The 15773-nt window shown below is 64.0% G+C and carries 13 protein-coding genes; 10 read left to right on the forward strand and 3 right to left on the reverse strand.

Translation table 11 applies throughout. From position 1 onward, the window contains the following. Positions 1-234: 234 nt before the first annotated feature. The 3 genes from WM94_RS18715 to gap form a co-directional block, all read right to left on the reverse strand. Entirely contained in the window at positions 235-1197 is a 963-nt protein-coding gene (locus tag WM94_RS18715) for a FecR domain-containing protein (protein ID WP_061551891.1), read from the reverse strand. Between the two features lie 71 nt (positions 1198-1268). Continuing rightward, positions 1269-1781: an RNA polymerase sigma factor gene (locus WM94_RS18720; protein ID WP_039612760.1), complete on the reverse strand. Its 513-nt coding sequence runs from the start codon at positions 1779-1781 to the stop codon at positions 1269-1271. 198 nt (positions 1782-1979) lie between these two features. Beyond that, positions 1980-2981 (reverse strand): type I glyceraldehyde-3-phosphate dehydrogenase, encoded by a 1002-nt coding sequence (gene gap, locus WM94_RS18725; protein ID WP_003257961.1) that lies wholly within the window; start codon positions 2979-2981, stop codon positions 1980-1982. Between the two features lie 265 nt (positions 2982-3246). Here gap and edd point away from each other — a divergent pair, with 265 nt between their 5' ends. From edd to WM94_RS18775, 10 genes are all read left to right on the forward strand, one after another. After that, entirely contained in the window at positions 3247-5073 is a 1827-nt protein-coding gene (edd, locus tag WM94_RS18730; RefSeq protein ID WP_013971120.1) for a phosphogluconate dehydratase, read from the forward strand. Continuing rightward, positions 5070-6032, forward strand: a complete 963-nt coding sequence (locus WM94_RS18735) for a glucokinase (RefSeq protein WP_061551892.1) — start codon at positions 5070-5072, stop codon at positions 6030-6032. The genes edd and WM94_RS18735 overlap by 4 nt, the downstream gene beginning before the upstream one ends. A 168-nt stretch (positions 6033-6200) precedes the next feature. Further along, positions 6201-6926, forward strand: coding sequence for a two-component system response regulator GltR (gene gltR / locus WM94_RS18740; RefSeq protein ID WP_003257963.1), 726 nt, complete (start codon positions 6201-6203; stop codon positions 6924-6926). Further along, positions 6907-8361: an ATP-binding protein gene (locus WM94_RS18745; protein ID WP_025337865.1), complete on the forward strand. Its 1455-nt coding sequence runs from the start codon at positions 6907-6909 to the stop codon at positions 8359-8361. The genes gltR and WM94_RS18745 overlap by 20 nt, the downstream gene beginning before the upstream one ends. 240 nt (positions 8362-8601) lie before the next feature. Next, positions 8602-9852: an AGE family epimerase/isomerase gene (locus tag WM94_RS18750; RefSeq protein WP_061551893.1), complete on the forward strand. Its 1251-nt coding sequence runs from the start codon at positions 8602-8604 to the stop codon at positions 9850-9852. A gap of 104 nt (positions 9853-9956) precedes the next feature. After that, complete coding sequence (locus WM94_RS18755) at positions 9957-11243, forward strand: ABC transporter substrate-binding protein (RefSeq protein WP_061551894.1); 1287 nt, start codon at positions 9957-9959, stop codon at positions 11241-11243. Positions 11244-11424: 181 nt separating this feature from the next. Then, entirely contained in the window at positions 11425-12333 is a 909-nt protein-coding gene (locus WM94_RS18760; RefSeq protein WP_013971125.1) for a carbohydrate ABC transporter permease, read from the forward strand. Next, on the forward strand, positions 12326-13171 hold the full coding sequence (locus WM94_RS18765) for a carbohydrate ABC transporter permease (RefSeq protein ID WP_003257967.1): 846 nt from the start codon (positions 12326-12328) through the stop codon (positions 13169-13171). Before WM94_RS18760 ends, WM94_RS18765 begins: the two co-directional genes overlap by 8 nt. A gap of 3 nt (positions 13172-13174) precedes the next feature. Next, positions 13175-14329: an ABC transporter ATP-binding protein gene (locus WM94_RS18770; RefSeq protein WP_061551895.1), complete on the forward strand. Its 1155-nt coding sequence runs from the start codon at positions 13175-13177 to the stop codon at positions 14327-14329. A gap of 101 nt (positions 14330-14430) precedes the next feature. Beyond that, positions 14431-15723: a carbohydrate porin gene (locus tag WM94_RS18775; RefSeq protein ID WP_230397116.1), complete on the forward strand. Its 1293-nt coding sequence runs from the start codon at positions 14431-14433 to the stop codon at positions 15721-15723. Positions 15724-15773 lie beyond the last annotated feature (50 nt).

Genomic DNA, 15773 nt, shown 5'->3' on the forward strand with positions numbered 1-15773 from the left:
TTGTGCTGCGAAGAGGCCGGTACTGACAAAGCCTGTCTGTTGCTTGTACCGGCCTCTTCGCAGCACAAGGCTGCTCCTACAAAGGCCGCGTCAGACGAGCGATATTTGTTCTCTGCGCGACAGCGCAGCCCAAAAGGGCTGGGTAATCTCCCACAGGGACATCGCATTGCTTGAGGCCAATGCGGTCGGGGTGGGAGCTGGCTTGCCGGCGATGAGGCCGAGACAGGCAAAAGATCAGTTCAGGATAACCAGCGCCGGGTACTCATGCAGCTGTGCCGAGGTGATGTGGGCCAGCGCACGCAGGGTTTCCAGCGGCTGGTCGAGGCGGTAGTTGCCGGTGACCGCCATGTCTTCCAGCTGCGCATTGCGGTTGATGATCCAGCCCGGGTAGTAGCGCTGCACCTCGGCCAGCACCTGGCTCAGCGGGCAGTTCTCGAACACCAGGCGGCCGTCGACCCAGGCCAGGTCCTTGTGCATGTCGGGGCGCTGGCGCTTGCCGAATCCCTGGGGGCCGACGCTGATGCTGTCGCCGGCGCTCAGGCGGATGCGCTGGTCGCGGTCCCCCTGCAGGTCGACATCGCCGCGCTGCACCCGCACCTGTGCCTCGCCGTCGAGGTAGCGCACGGCAAAGTCGGTGTCGCGCACCTGCGCGCGCAACGGCCCGGCCTGCACTTCCAGTGGCAGCAGCGCGCCCTCGGGGACCTGAAAATAGGCCTCACCCTGCAGCAGGCGGGCGACCTGGCGACCATCACGCTGCTCGCTGGCAAATGCCGAATTGGTGTTGAGCAGCACTTTCGCCCCGTCTTCCAGCTGCAGGCGCTGGCGTTCTCCCACCACTGTCAGGTGGTCGGCCTGCAGGCGCATGGGCAGGTTGCCGAGGGTGAACAGCCCGACCAGCAGCAGCGCTACCGTGGCCAGGGGTTTCCAGTGGCTGCGCAGGCGCCCGCGCCACGAGCGGCGCTGTTGCTGATGCATCTGCAGGGCCACCTGGTGCAGCGGTGCGCCGTTCCACAATGCTTCTGCCTCGACATAGGCCTCGGCATTTTCCGGCGCTGCGCTCAGCCAGGCTTCGAAGGCCTGGGTGTCCTCGGCGTCGGCGCATTGCAGGCGCACCAGCCAGTCCAGCGCCTCGTCCATGGCACGAGCACGGGCGCTGGGCCCAGCGGGTGACGGGCGAGGGGCAGGGCTGTCGGTCACGGTGAATCCTTGAATGGTTTTTTTCGAATGATCAAGGCTGAGGCGGGGTGTGGCAAGGGCTTTGGGTTGTCTCACTTGAGGCGGTCGGCGACACCCATGCAGATCGCCATGATCAGTTTCAGTTCCTTCTGTACCGTGCTGGGAGAAACATTCAGTTGTCTGGCGATTTCCAGGTAGGTGGCGCCATGCAGCCGGCTTAGTATGAAGATGCGCTGCTGACGTTCGCTCAGTTGTTTGAGGCTGATACTCAGGTGCTTGAGCAACTGCTCGGCATGTGCCGCATCCTCGCTGCTGGTGGCCGGTGCGGCCACGCTGTGCAGGACCTCGTCGGGCACGTCGTCGACCAGCATGCGCGATTGCACCCGGCGCGCGCGCAGATGGTCGAGGGCCAGGTTGCGCGCGGTCTGGAACACGAACGGCTCGATGTGTTCGATGGGCCGCTCACCGAGCGCGCGGGAAACCCGCAGGTAGGTTTCCTGCAACAGGTCTTCGGCAGTGTTGGGGTTGCCCACCATGCGTTGCAGGGTGCGCAGCAGGGTAAGACGCTGGACGAGGAAGACAGAGTTGAACCGGGACTGACTCACAGGGGGACCTGGCCGACGAAAGGTTAATGATAATGCTTATCATCCTCCTCGAGGGTCAAGCCTGGAAATGTTAGGAAAAGGTAAAGATTGTGAGTATTGGGCGCAGAGGCGCTCGCCGCGGCATTATCAGCGCCTGTGAGATCGAGCGCCGCCCGCGCGGCGCTCGATCTCACAGGCGGTAAAAATGCCATGTCATGCTCAGCCGGCGCGGCACAACGCCAGGCAGTTATCCAGCATGCGGTTGGAGAACCCCCACTCGTTGTCATACCAGGCCAGCACCTTGAGCATGCGCCCGTTGGCCCGGGTATGGTTGGCATCGAAGATCGACGACAGCGGGTTGTGGTTGAAATCGCAGGAAACCAGCGGCAAGGCGTTGTAGCCCAATACCCTGGAATGCTTGCTGGCCTCGAGGAACAGCTGGTTGACCTGTTCGGCCGTGGCCTCGCGCTTGAGGTTGACCGTGAGGTCCACCAGCGACACGTTGATCACCGGCACCCGTACCGCCATGCCGGTCAGCTTGCCGGCCAGCTCCGGCAATACCAGGCCCACGGCCTCGGCAGCGCCGGTCTTGCTCGGGATCATCGACTGGGTTGCCGAACGCGCACGATACGGGTCGCCGTGGTACACATCGGTCAGCACCTGATCGTTGGTATAGGCATGGATGGTGGTCATCAGACCCTGTTCGATGCCGAACTCGCGGTGCAGCACCTGGGCAATCGGTGCCAGGCAGTTGGTAGTGCAGGAGGCATTGGAGATGATCTGGTGCGAGGCCCGCAGGATGTCATGGTTGACCCCGTACACCACGGTGGCATCGGCGCCTTTGGCCGGTGCCGAGACAATCACCTTGCCAGCCCCCGCAGCCAGGTGGGCGGCGGCCTTGGCACGCTCGGTGAACAGCCCGGTGCATTCGAACACCACGTCGATCGCCTCGGCCTTCCAGGGCAGTTCGGCCGGGTTGCGGATGGCGCTGACCGCGATACGGTCACCATTGACCGTGAGGCTTTCGTGGTCGGCCTCGACGCTGGCGTCGAAAGTACCGTGCACGCTGTCGTACTTGAGCAGGTGGGCATTCATGGCGCTGTCGCCCAGGTCGTTGATGGCGACGACCTGCAGGTCCTGGCGGTAGCCTTGGGTATACAGTGCGCGCAGGACGTTGCGCCCGATGCGGCCGAATCCATTGATGGCGATGCGTAGGGTCATGGCAGTACCTCTGGCAGTCCGAGTGAAAGCTGTGGCACAAAGGAGCTTCACTGAAACGGTTTTGTTGTTGGAATTACAAGATTATTCACCTGCCGATAGAAAACAAGCCTTTTTAGTGGCAGTATTTTGTTTAAACATACAACGAGTGGTTGGGCGACGTGCCTCCACCGATGCAGCGGGCTCCTCTACCTTGAGCCTAGGCCGCAATCGTTTGGAGGGGAAATGCCCGGCAAACCGCCCTTACAATTAGCCTGGAGTCCAGTACATGCATCCGCGCATCCTTGAGGTCACCCAGCGGCTGGTCGAACGTAGCCGTGCCACCCGCGAACGCTACCTGCAACTGATTCGCGGCGCGGCCAGTGACGGCCCCATGCGTGCCAGCCTGCAGTGCGCCAACTTCGCCCATGGCGTGGCCGGTTGCGGCAGCGACGACAAGCAGACCCTGCGCCTGATGAACGCGGCCAACGTGGCCATTGTCTCGGCCTACAACGACATGCTTTCGGCGCACCAGCCGTACCAGCACTTCCCCGAGCAGATCAAGCAGGCCTTGCGTGAGGTCGGCTCGGTCGGCCAGTTCGCCGGTGGCGTGCCAGCCATGTGCGATGGCGTGACTCAGGGCGAGCCAGGCATGGAGCTGGCCATCGCCAGCCGTGAAGTGATCGCCATGTCCACTGCCGTGGCCCTGTCGCACAACATGTTCGACGCCGCGCTGATGCTGGGCATCTGCGACAAGATCGTTCCCGGCCTGATGATGGGGGCGCTGCGCTTCGGCCACCTGCCGACCATCTTCGTTCCGGGCGGGCCGATGGTCTCCGGCATTTCCAACAAGCAGAAGGCCGATGTGCGCCAGCGCTACGCCGAAGGCAAGGCCAGCCGCGAAGAGCTGCTGGAGTCGGAGATGAAGTCCTACCACAGTCCTGGCACCTGCACCTTCTACGGCACTGCCAATACCAACCAGTTGGTGATGGAGGTGATGGGCCTGCACCTGCCGGGCGCCTCGTTCGTCAACCCGTACACACCGCTGCGCGACGCGCTCACCGCCGAGGCCGCGCAGCAGGTCACGCGCATGACCAAGGCCAGCGGCAGCTTCATGCCGCTGGGTGAAATCGTCGACGAGAAGGCGTTGGTCAACTCCATCGTCGCGCTGCATGCCACCGGCGGCTCGACCAACCATACCCTGCACATCCCGGCGATTGCCCAGGCTGCGGGTATCCAGCTGACCTGGCAGGACATGGCCGACCTGTCCGAGGTGGTGCCGACCCTGTCCCACGTCTACCCCAACGGCAAGGCCGACATCAACCACTTCCAGGCCGCTGGCGGCATGGCCTTCCTGATCCGCGAGCTGCTCGATGCCGGGCTGCTGCACGAAGATGTCAACACCGTGGCCGGCCATGGCCTGCGCCGCTACACCCAGGAGCCGTTCCTCGACAACGGCAAGCTGGTGTGGCGCGAAGGGCCGCAGCACAGCCTGGACGAAAGCATCCTGCGCCCGGTGGCGCGGCCGTTCTCGGCCGAAGGCGGCCTGCGGGTGATGGAGGGCAACCTCGGTCGCGGCGTGATGAAGGTGTCCGCTGTTGCCCCCGAGCACCAGGTGGTCGAGGCCCCGGCGCGGGTGTTCCACGACCAGCAGTCGCTGGCCGATGCGTTCAAGGCCGGCGAGCTGGAGCGTGACTTCGTCGCCGTGGTGCGCTTCCAGGGCCCGCGCTGCAATGGCATGCCGGAGCTGCACAAGCTCACACCGTTCCTCGGTGTGCTGCAGGACCGTGGCTTCAAGGTGGCGCTGGTCACCGACGGTCGCATGTCCGGTGCCTCGGGCAAGATTCCGGCGGCCATTCACGTTTGCCCCGAGGCTTATGACGGCGGCCCGCTGGCACGGGTGCGCGATGGTGATATTGTGCGGGTCGATGGTGTCGAAGGCACGCTGCGGGTAATGGTGTCGGCTGAAGAATTGGCCAGCCGCGATCTGCCGCCAGCGCCACAGGGCAACGACCTGGGCTGCGGGCGCGAGCTGTTCGGCTTCATGCGCATGGCGTTCAGCCCGGCAGAGCAGGGCGCCAGTGCGTTCACCTCGGCCCTGGAGAACCTCAAATGAAGGACCTGCTGGTTGGCGACATCGGCGGCACCAATGCCCGTTTTGCGTTGTGGCGTGACAACCAGCTGCATGAAGTGAAGGTCTTTGCCACCGAGGACTACACCAGCCCGGAACAGGCCATCGAGGCTTACCTTGAAGGCTTGGGCATTCCCCGCGGCGGCGTGACTGCTGCCTGCCTGGCGGTGGCCGGGCCGGTCGATGGCGATGAGTTCCGCTTCACCAACAACCACTGGCGCCTCAGCCGCGTGGCCTTCTGCCAGACATTGCAGGTCGAGCGGCTGCTGCTGATCAACGATTTTACCGCCATGGCGCTGGGCATGACCCGCCTGCGTCCTGGCGAATTCCGCGAAGTATGCCCAGGCCAGGCGGACCTGTCGCGGCCGGCATTGGTCATTGGCCCGGGTACCGGGCTGGGCGTTGGCGCGCTATTGCGCCTGGGCGAACAGCACTGGCATGCCTTGCCGGGAGAGGGCGGGCACGTCGACCTGCCGGTGGGCAATGCCCGCGAAGCGGCGATTCACCAACAGATTCACGGGCAGATCGGCCATGTCAGCGCCGAGACCGTGCTCAGTGGCGGTGGCCTGCTGCGCCTGTACCAGGCAATTTGCGCGCTGGACGGCGACACACCCCGACACAAGACCCCGGCACAGATCACCGATGCCGCGCTCGGCGGCGAGCCGCGGGCGCTGGCGGTGATCGAGCAGTTCTGCCGGTTCCTCGGCCGAGTCGCTGGTAACAATGTTCTGACGCTGGGCGCACGGGGTGGGGTCTATATTGTCGGCGGCGTGATCCCGCGCTTTGCCGAGCTGTTCCTGCGCAGCGGGTTTGCCGCGAGTTTTTCCGACAAGGGCTGCATGAGTGGCTATTTCGCTGGCGTGCCGGTTTGGCTGGTGACGGCGGAGTTTTCCGGGTTGCTGGGGGCCGGGGTGGCTTTGCAGCAGGTGCTGGATAACCGATAGGTAGCAGGGGGCCGCTGTGCGGCCCATCGCGACACAAGGCCGCTCCTACACGGGGCCGCGCCATTCTGTAGGAGCGGCCTTGTGTCGCGATGGGCTGCAAGGCAGCCCCTGAACGCAACACCCGACAGCAGGCAAAAAGACCTGCAATCAATAAGAGGAAGGACCACCTTGAGCACTGCCGGCAAATCAATCCTGATGGTCGACGACGACCAGGAAATCCGCGAACTACTGCAAACCTACCTGAGCCGCTCCGGCTTCCAGGTGCATGCCGAAGCCGACGGCAAGGGCTTTCGCCGCGCGCTGGAAACCACCCCCTGCGACCTGGTCATCCTCGATGTCATGCTGCCCGACGAAGACGGCTTCAGCCTGTGCCGCTGGGTACGCCAGCACCCGCGACAGGCACGGGTACCGATCATCATGCTCACCGCCAGCTCCGACGAAACCGACCGGGTCATCGGCCTGGAGCTGGGCGCCGACGACTACCTGGGCAAGCCATTCAGCCCCCGCGAACTGCAAGCGCGGATCAAGGCCCTGCTGCGCCGCGCCGAGTTCGGCCAGGCGGCGCCGGGCAGTGCGGTGCTGGCCTTCGACGACTGGCGCCTGGACACGGTCAGCCACCGCCTGTTCCATCGCGACGGTGAGGAAGTGATTCTCTCCGGCGCCGACTTCGCCCTGCTCAAGCTGTTCCTCGACCACCCACAGCAGATCCTCGACCGCGACACCATCGGCAACGCCACCCGTGGTCGCGAGCCGATGCCGCTGGACCGCATCGTCGACATGGCGGTCAGCCGCCTGCGCCAGCGCCTGCGCGATACCGACAAACCACCCCGGCTGATCCGCACCGTACGCGGCAGCGGTTACCTGTTGGCTGCCCATGTCTGCAATGCGCCCTGAGCGGCGCTGGCGTCTGCTGCCGCGTTCGCTACTGGGGCGCATGCTGCTGCTGACTCTGCTGGTAGTGCTGCTGGCCCAGGGGTTGTCGAGCATCATCTGGGTTGCCCAATTGCGCGCCAGCCAGTTGCAGGGCCTGCGTGCCAGCGCCAGCAGCCTGGCTCATTCGATGAGTGCCAGTGTCAGCTACTTCCGCTCGTTGCCGGTGGCCTACCGGCCGATGGTCCTCGATCAGCTGCGCAGCATGGGCGGCACGCGCTTTTTCGTGTCCCTCAACGCCAAGCCGCTGGACATGCCGCTACTGCCCGTTACCCCACGCAAGCAGGCGGTGATCGATGTGTTCCAGCAAGTGCTGCATGAGCGCCTGGGTTCGCAGATGGAAATTTCCGTGGAGTTCGTCGGGCCGGACGACCTGCGTATCTTCAACAGCGGCCTGAAGCTCGACGAACTGCCACGCTCCTGGGCGCATTACTCGCTGACTCTGGAGCCACTCAACCCGCCGGTGCTGGTCACCCAGATCCGCCTGGGCGAGGGTGAGTGGCTGTACATCGCCTCGCTGCTGCCCGAGCCCTACACCAGCCTGGAGGCCGAGCGCCTGCCGCGTCAGCAGATCGGCTTCATCGTGCTGACCACGGCCTTGCTGCTGTTGTTCATCGGCTTGCTGGTGCACTGGCAAAGCTGGCCGCTCAAGCGCCTGGCGCGGGCTGCGCGGGAGATGTCGCTGGGCGCCGATGTGGCGCCGGTGGCCGAAGGTGGTGGCAGCGAGGTGGTCGAGGTGGGGCGTGCGTTCAACAGCATGCGCGAGCGCATCAGCCGATACCTGACCGAGCGCAGCCAGCTGTTCAGCGCCATTTCCCACGACCTGCGCACGCCGATCACCCGCTTGCGCCTGCGCGTCGAGCTGCTGGAGGACGAGCGCCTGCAGGCCAAGTTCAGCCAGGATCTGGACGAGCTGGAACTGCTGGTCAAAGGCGCGTTGCAGTGCGTGAAGGACACCGACATCCACGAGAACATCGAGCCGGTCGACCTCAACCAGGTGCTGGAAATCCTGGCCGAGCCTTACCTGGGCGATGGCCGCATAACGCTCGAAGGCCGGGCGCTGGCGCCGTACCCGGGCAAGCCGCTGGCGTTGCGGCGCTGCATCGGCAACCTGATCGACAACGCCATCAAGTACGGCGAACGGGCGCGGCTGCGCATCATCGACAGTGCCGAGGGGTTCGTCCTGCAGGTGGATGACCAGGGGCCGGGGGTGCCGCAGCAGCAACTGGAACAGGTGTTCGAGCCGCACTTCCGTCTGGCCGGGCAGCAGCAGGGGTACGGGCTGGGGTTGGGGATTGCGCGCAACATTGCCCATAGCCATGGCGGGGAGGTGAGCTTGCTGAACCTGCGTGAGGGCGGGTTGCGGGTGACCTTGTATCTGCCGCGGGGCATGGACTGAAGGGTTGTATTGCCTCTACCGGTCCCTTCGCGGGTAAACCCGCTCCCACAAAGACCTCACAGGTCCATACAGACTCCGAGGCTAACGCAAAAACTTGTAGGAGCGGGTTTACCCGCGAAGAGGCCGGCACAGGCAACACAAATGTCACTGGCTGGTGACAAAGCCACCCTCCTTGGTGACATTCCCATCCAGGCCCGCTCACTAGAATTCGCAGACGACTGGCAAGGATCAAGCTGGCCCATGAGCACCTCCAACCTGGCTTCCACCCGCTGGCTCGACGCCCCGGCCCACAACGCCTGGCGCATGGCAGAAGGGCAACGCCTGCTGGCCTTCGCCACGGCTGCGAAACTGCCCGATGGCTTCGGTAGCCTCGACGCCGCAGGCCTGCTTGCCCCCGGTGCCCGCGCCGAAACCCTCATCACCACCCGCATGACCCACTGCTTTGCCCTGGCCCACCTGCAGGGGGTGCCCGGCTACATGGCCTATGCCGAACATGGCGTGGCCGCACTGCGTGGCGCGCTGCAGGATGCCACCTACGGCGGCTGGTTCGCCCACCCCGGTGGCCATGACGACAGCGGCAAGGCGGCTTACCTGCATGCCTTTGTCGCCCTGGCCGCCAGCTCGGCGGTGATGGCAGGCGCTAGTGGTGCACCAGTCCTGCTGGCAGACGCGGTGCAGGTGCTCGAAGCGCATTTCTGGAGCGAAGAGGAGGGGGCCCTGCGGGAAGCCTTCTCCCGCGCCTGGCAGCTGCCCGAGCAGTACCGTGGTGCCAACAGCAACATGCATGCGGTCGAGGCCTTCCTGGCCCTGGCAGACGTAACTGGCGACAACCTGTGGCTGCAACGTGCCTTGCGCATCGCCGAACGCATCATCCATACCCATGCCGCCGCCAACGGCTACCGGGTCATCGAGCATTTCGACGCCCTCTGGCAGCCGCTGCCGCACTACAACCAGGCGTACCCGGCAGACCACTTCCGGCCTTATGGCTCCACGCCCGGGCATGCCCTGGAGTGGGCGCGGTTGCTGCTGCACCTGGAGGCCAGCCTGGAACGGTCCGGCCTGCAAGCCCCGCGGTGGCTGCCAGACTGCGCCCGCGCATTATTCGACACAGCCTGCCAGCAGGCCTGGAACGTCGATGGCGCGCCCGGTTTCGTCTACACCCTGGACTGGGACGATCGCCCGGTGGTGCGCGCACGCCTGCACTGGGTACATGCCGAAGCCTGCGCCGCCGCAGCAGCACTGTTGCAGCGCACGGGCGACAGGCACTACGAACAGTGGTACCGCCGTTGCTGGGCCTTCGTCGCCAACCATTTCATTGACCATGGCGCTGGCAGCTGGCACCACGAACTCGATGCGCACAACCAGCCGGCCGCGACCATCTGGCCAGGCAAACCCGACCTCTACCATGCCTACCAGGCGCTGCTGCTGCCGGGCTTGCCACTGGCACCCAGCCTGGCCTGCAGCTTTGCCGGCAATGTAACCAAACGATGACATTCGCGCATCGCTTCGTTACCTGGCGAGGCGAGCACGCTGTTTAGACTTCATGCAACGCAAGCGATCGACTTGCACGGCATAACAACAAGAAAGGTGCTTCGATGAATTCCACGCTCCGTCTCGCTGCCGCAATCTCACTGGCCTCCTTGTTCCCGCTGAGTGCCTTGGCTGCCGATGCCAAAGGCAGTGTCGAGGTCGTGCACTGGTGGACCTCCGGTGGTGAAAAAGCGGCGGTCGATGTGCTCAAGGCCCAGGTCGAAAAAGATGGCTTCACCTGGAAGGACGGCGCCGTCGCCGGTGGTGGTGGTGCCACCGCCATGACCGTACTCAAGAGCCGCGCCGTGGCCGGCAACCCGCCGGGTGTCGCGCAGATCAAGGGCCCGGACATCCAGGACTGGGCTGCCACCGGCCTGCTCGACGCCAATGTGCTCAAGGATGTGGCCAAGGAAGAAAAGTGGGACTCACTGCTCGACAAGAAAGTCGCGGACACCGTCAAGTACGACGGTGACTATGTCGCCGTGCCGGTGAACATCCACCGCATCAACTGGCTGTGGATCAATCCTGAGGTCTTCAAGAAGGCCGGGATCGACAAGGCGCCAGCCACCCTCGACGAATTCTACGCCGCCGCCGACAAGCTCAAGGCCGCCGGCTTCATCCCGCTCGCCCATGGCGGCCAGCCGTGGCAGGACAGCACCGTGTTCGAAAGCGTGGTGCTGGCGGTCATGGGGGCCGATGGCTACAAGAAGGCCCTGGTCGACCTCGACAGCACGGCCTTGACTGGCCCGCAGATGGTCAAGGCGCTGACCGAACTGAAAAAGGTCGCCACCTACATGGACCCGGATGGCAAAGGCCAGGACTGGAACCTGGAAGCGGCCAAGGTCATCAACGGCAAGGCCGGCATGCAGATCATGGGCGACTGGGCCAAGAGCGAATGGACCCTGGCGAAGAAAACCGCCGGCAAGGACTACCAGTGCGTGCCGTTCCCCGGCACCGAAAAGGCCTTCCTGTACAACATCGACTCGCTGGTGGTGTTCAAGCAGAACGACGCCGGAACGTCTGCCGGCCAGCAGGATATTGCCCGCAAGGTGCTGGGTGAGAACTTCCAGAAGGTCTTCAGCAGCAACAAAGGCTCGATCCCGGTGCGCAACGACATGCTGGCCGACATGGGCAAGTATGGCTTCGACGCCTGCGCGCAGACCTCTGCCAAGGACTTCCTGGCCGATGCCAAAAATGGCGGCCTGCAGCCGAGCATGGCGCACAACATGGCCACCACGCTGGCCGTGCAGGGCGCGTTCTTCGATGTGGTGACCAACTACATCAACGACCCCAAGGCCGACCCGGCCGATGCGGCGAAGAAGCTGGCGGCGGCGATCAAGGCTGCCCAGTAAAGCTGACGCGATTCCGTTGTAGGAGCGGCCTTGTGTCGCGATGGGCTGCGCAGCAGCCCCATAACCTGCGCACTCGATCTTTAAGGTAGGTAATCGACCTTGAGTCCTTTGGGGCTGCTGCGCAGCCCATCGCGACACAAGGCCGCTCCTACAGGGGAGTGCGGCGCCTTTGAGGTGAACCATGACCACAGCAACCGCCCAACTGCGGGCCTCACCCCTGGACGCGCTACAGCGCTGGCTGCCCAAGCTGGTGCTGGCGCCTAGCATGTTCATCATCCTGGTGGGCTTCTACGGCTACATCCTCTGGACCTTCGTTCTGTCCTTCACCACCTCGACCTTCCTGCCGACCTACAAATGGGCCGGCCTGGCGCAATACGCCCGGCTGTTCGACAACGACCGCTGGTGGGTGGCAAGCAAGAACCTGCTGCTGTTCGGCGGCCTGTTCATCGCCATCAGCCTGGTCATCGGCGTAGTGCTGGCGGTCTTGCTGGACCAGCGCATCCGTCGCGAAGGGTTCATCCGCACCATCTACCTGTACCCCATGGCGCTGTCGATGATCGTCACCGGTACCGCCTGGAAGTGGCTGCTCAACCCCGGCATGGGCCTGGACAAGCTGCTGCGTGACTGGGGCTGGGAGGGCTTTCGCCTGGACTGGCTGATTGATCCCGACCGGGTGGTGTACTGCCTGGTGATCGCCGCCGTGTGGCAGGCCTCGGGTTTCATCATGGCAATGTTCCTTGCCGGCCTGCGTGGCGTCGACCCGTCGATCATCCGTGCCGCGCAGATCGACGGCGCCAGCCTGCCGCGCATCTACTGGCGCGTGGTACTGCCCAGCCTGCGCCCGGTGTTCTTCAGCTCGCTGATGATCCTCGCGCACATTGCCATCAAGAGCTTCGACCTAGTGGCGGCCATGACTGCCGGCGGCCCAGGCTACTCGTCCGACCTGCCGGCGATGTTCATGTATTCGTTCACCTTCAGCCGTGGCCAGATGGGCATGGGCTCGGCCAGCGCCATCCTGATGCTCGGGGCGATCCTGGCGATCCTCGTGCCTTACCTGTACTCGGAGCTGCGGAGCAAACGCCATGCATAGCCCTCTCGACAAAGCGGTGCTGAGCCCGAGCCGTATCGCCATCCACGCCGTGCTGTTGCTGGCGGTGCTGCTGTACCTGGTACCGTTGGTGGTGATGCTGCTGACCAGCTTCAAGACCCCGGAAGACATCAGCACCGGCAACCTGCTGAGCTGGCCGGCAGTATTTACCGGCATCGGTTGGGTCAAGGCCTGGAGCACGGTCAGCGGTTACTTCTGGAATTCGATCATGATCACCGTGCCAGCGGTGCTGATCTCCACCGCCATCGGCGCGCTGAACGGCTATGTGCTGTCGATGTGGCGCTTCCGCGGTTCGCAGCTGTTCTTCGGCCTGCTGCTGTTCGGCTGCTTCCTGCCGTTCCAGACTGTACTGCTGCCGGCCTCGTTCACCCTCGGCAAGCTCGGCCTGGCCAGCACCACGACCGGTCTGGTGCTGGTACACGTGGTCTACGGCCTGGCCTTCACCACGCTGTTCTTCCGCAACTTCTACGTAAGCATCCCCGATGCGCTGGTCAAGGCCGCGCGTCTGGACGGTGCCGGGTTCTTCACCATCTTCCGCCGCATCATCCTGCCGATGTCCACGCCGATCATCATGGTCTGCCTGATCTGGCAGTTCACCCAGATCTGGAACGACTTCCTGTTCGGCGTGGTGTTCTCCAGCGGCGATTCGCAACCGATTACCGTGGCCCTGAACAACCTGGTCAATACCAGCACCGGGGCCAAGGAATACAACGTCGACATGGCGGCGGCGATGATCGCCGGCCTGCCAACCCTGCTGGTCTACGTGGTGGCAGGCAAATATTTCGTCCGCGGGCTGACTGCTGGCGCGGTAAAGGGGTAAGTCATGGCAACGCTCGAACTTCGCAATGTGAACAAGACCTACGGCAGCGGTTTGCCGGACACCCTCAAGGACATCCAGCTGTCGATCAAGGATGGCGAGTTCCTGATCCTGGTCGGCCCCTCGGGCTGCGGCAAGTCGACCTTGATGAACTGCATCGCCGGGCTGGAGCAGATCACCGGCGGCGCGATACTCATCGACCAGCAGGACGTCAGCGGCATGAGCCCCAAGGACCGCGACATCGCCATGGTGTTTCAGTCCTACGCGCTGTACCCGACCATGAGCGTGCGCGAGAACATCGAGTTCGGCCTGAAGATCCGCAAGCTGCCGCAAGCTGCAATCGACGAGGAAGTGGCGAGGGTGGCCAAGCTGTTGCAGATCGAGCACTTGCTAGCGCGCAAGCCGGCGCAGCTGTCCGGTGGCCAGCAACAGCGCGTGGCCATGGGCCGGGCGCTGGCACGGCGGCCGAAGATCTACCTGTTCGATGAACCGCTGTCCAACCTCGATGCCAAGTTGCGCGTCGAGATGCGCACCGAAATGAAACTGATGCACCAGCGCTTGAAGACCACCACCGTGTACGTCACCCATGACCAGATCGAGGCCATGACCCTGGGCGACAAGGTGGCGGTGATGAAGGACGGCATCATCCAGCAGTTCGGCACCCCGCAGCAGATCTACAACGATCCGGCCAACCAGTTCGTCGCCAGCTTCATCGGCTCGCCGCCGATGAATTTCATCCCGGCGCGCCTCACGCAACAGGACGGGCGCCTGCTGGCCGTGCTCGACAGCGGCCAGGCGCGTTGCGAGCTGCCCTTGGGAATGGCCGCGGACGAGATGGATGGCCGCGAGGTCATCCTCGGCATCCGCCCCGAGCAGATTGCCCTGGGTGCAGCCGAGGGCAATGGCCTGCCCGGCATTCGCGCCGAGGTGCAGGTGACCGAGCCCACCGGGCCAGACCTGCTGGTATTCGTCACCCTCAACCAGACCAAGGTCTGCTGCCGCCTGGCGCCGGATGTGGCGTGCCGGGTCGGCGATAACCTGAACCTGCAATTCGACCCAGCCCGGGTGCTGCTGTTCGACGCCGCCAGCGGCGAGCGCCTGCACCTGGCCACCACTGCTGCAACCATGAAAGACAACGTGGCGCACTTCAAGGGCCGATAACTCGTCTACACCATCAAATAAGAAAAAGAGGACGCAAAGGGATGGAACAGCGCAAACGCATCAGGACATTGGGCTCGCTGGCCTTGCTCGCGCCACTGGCGATGGCTGTTGGCAGCAGCGTTCAGGCTGCCGAAGCTTTTTCCAGCGAATCGAAGTGGATGACCGGCGACTGGGGCGGCACCCGCACCGAGTTGCTGGAAAAGGGCTATGACTTCACCCTCGATTACGTCGGCGAGGTTGCCGGTAACCTGCACGGTGGATACAACGACGACAAGACTGCGCGCTACAGCGACCAGTTCGCCCTCGGCGCGCACCTGGACCTGCAGAAAATCTTTGGCTGGCACGACGCCGAGTTCAAGCTGGCGATCACCGAGCGCAGCGGCCGCAACCTGTCCAACGACCGCATCAGCGACCCGCGCGCCGGGCAGTTCAGCTCGGTGCAGGAAGTGTGGGGCCGCGGCCAGACTTGGCGCCTGACCCAGATGTGGGTCAAGCAGAAGTACTTCGACGGTGCGCTGGACGTGAAATTCGGCCGCTTCGGCGAGGGCGAGGATTTCAACAGTTTCCCCTGCGACTTCCAGAACCTGGCCTTCTGCGGCTCGCAGGTGGGCAACTGGGTTGGCGGCATCTGGTACAACTGGCCGGTCAGCCAGTGGGCGCTGCGGGTGAAATACAACATCACTCCGGAATTCTTCGTTCAGGTCGGTGCCTTCGAGCAGAACCCTTCCAACCTGGAAACCGGCAACGGCTTCAAGCTCAGTGGCAGCGGCACCAAAGGCGCGATCCTGCCGGTGGAAGCGGTGTGGTCACCCAAGGTCAATGGCCTGCCGGGCGAGTACCGTCTGGGTTACTACTACAGCACGGCCAAGGCCGACGATGTGTTCGATGACGTCAACGGCAACCCGCAGGCGCTGACGGGCGAGGCCTTCAAGTCGCACTCCAGCAAGCATGGCTGGTGGGTGGTGGCACAGCAGCAGGTCACTGCCCATGGCGGCGATGTAAACCGTGGCCTGAGCCTGTTCGCCAACTTCACCGTGCACGACAAGGCCACCAACGTCGTCGACAACTATCAGCAACTGGGCTTGGTCTACAAAGGCGCATTCGACGCCCGGCCCAAGGACGATATCGGCTTTGGCGTGGCGCGCATTCATGTGAATGACGACGTGAAGAAGCGCGCGGAACTGCTCAACGCCCAGAGCGGCATCAGCGATTACGACAACCCAGGCTTCGTGCCGCTGCAGCGTACCGAGTACAACGCCGAGCTCTACTACGGCTTCCACGTCACCAACTGGCTGACCGTGCGGCCCAACCTGCAGTACATCAAGAGCCCCGGCGGCGTGGATGAGGTGGACAACGCGCTGGTCGCAGGTTTGAAGATTCAGTCGTCATTCTGAGAGCAATTGTTGTAAATTTACGCCAATCCACTTCGGTACCCGACAACCAC

This window comes from Pseudomonas sp. ABFPK (assembly GCF_001586765.1).
Taxonomy (GTDB): Bacteria; Pseudomonadota; Gammaproteobacteria; order Pseudomonadales; family Pseudomonadaceae; genus Aquipseudomonas; species Aquipseudomonas asiatica.

What these genes read in the sequence shown, in the direction of transcription:
- gap (WP_003257961.1), bottom strand. Translation starts at nt 2,981, where the DNA reads ATGACCCTACGCATCGCCATCAATGGATTCGGCCGCATCGGGCGCAAC.
- edd (WP_013971120.1), top strand. Translation starts at nt 3,247, where the DNA reads ATGCATCCGCGCATCCTTGAGGTCACCCAGCGGCTGGTCGAACGTAGC.
- WM94_RS18755 (WP_061551894.1), top strand. Translation starts at nt 9,957, where the DNA reads ATGAATTCCACGCTCCGTCTCGCTGCCGCAATCTCACTGGCCTCCTTG.
- WM94_RS18750 (WP_061551893.1), top strand. Translation starts at nt 8,602, where the DNA reads ATGAGCACCTCCAACCTGGCTTCCACCCGCTGGCTCGACGCCCCGGCC.
- WM94_RS18745 (WP_025337865.1), top strand. Translation starts at nt 6,907, where the DNA reads ATGTCTGCAATGCGCCCTGAGCGGCGCTGGCGTCTGCTGCCGCGTTCG.
- WM94_RS18735 (WP_061551892.1), top strand. Translation starts at nt 5,070, where the DNA reads ATGAAGGACCTGCTGGTTGGCGACATCGGCGGCACCAATGCCCGTTTT.
- WM94_RS18770 (WP_061551895.1), top strand. Translation starts at nt 13,175, where the DNA reads ATGGCAACGCTCGAACTTCGCAATGTGAACAAGACCTACGGCAGCGGT.
- WM94_RS18760 (WP_013971125.1), top strand. Translation starts at nt 11,425, where the DNA reads ATGACCACAGCAACCGCCCAACTGCGGGCCTCACCCCTGGACGCGCTA.
- WM94_RS18775 (WP_230397116.1), top strand. Translation starts at nt 14,431, where the DNA reads ATGGCTGTTGGCAGCAGCGTTCAGGCTGCCGAAGCTTTTTCCAGCGAA.
- WM94_RS18765 (WP_003257967.1), top strand. Translation starts at nt 12,326, where the DNA reads ATGCATAGCCCTCTCGACAAAGCGGTGCTGAGCCCGAGCCGTATCGCC.